General features: G+C 65.6%; 1 protein-coding gene. It reads right to left on the bottom strand.

What is annotated here, in order from left to right:
- Positions 1-89: 89 nt before the first annotated feature.
- A partial coding sequence (locus FY251_RS21795) for an enolase C-terminal domain-like protein (RefSeq protein WP_305037598.1) occupies positions 90-416 on the bottom strand: 327 nt, incomplete at its 5' end.

Consider the following 416-nt stretch of genomic DNA (forward strand, 5'->3'; position numbering starts at 1 on the left):
CCTTTGGTGCGTGTCCGTGCTGCCGGTCTCACAGTTGTCCGGTGAGAGAGTGCGAGAGGATAGCCAGTTACCGATGAGGAGCCGCCGAGCTACCACTCGGCGACGCTGCCGTCGTCGTGTCGCCAGACGGGGTTGTGCCAGTCGACGTCCTGCTGGGACTGCTCCCGGAGGAACGCCTCGTCGATGTCGATACCCAGTCCGGGGTCGGTGGGGACAGTGACGAACCCGTCCTCGTAGTCGAACACCGACGGGTCGGCAAGGTAGTCCAGCACGTCGGTGGTTTCGTTGTAGTGGATGTCGATGCTCTGCTCCTGGATGAGAGCGTTGGGCGAGCAGGCGTCGACCTGAACACAGGACGCCAGCGCGACCGGGCCGAGCGGGCAGTGCGGGGCCATCGCCACGTCGTAGGCCTCGGC

This window comes from Haloferax sp. KTX1 (assembly GCF_902410085.1).
In the GTDB taxonomy this organism is placed as follows: Archaea; Halobacteriota; Halobacteria; order Halobacteriales; family Haloferacaceae; genus Haloferax; species Haloferax massiliensis.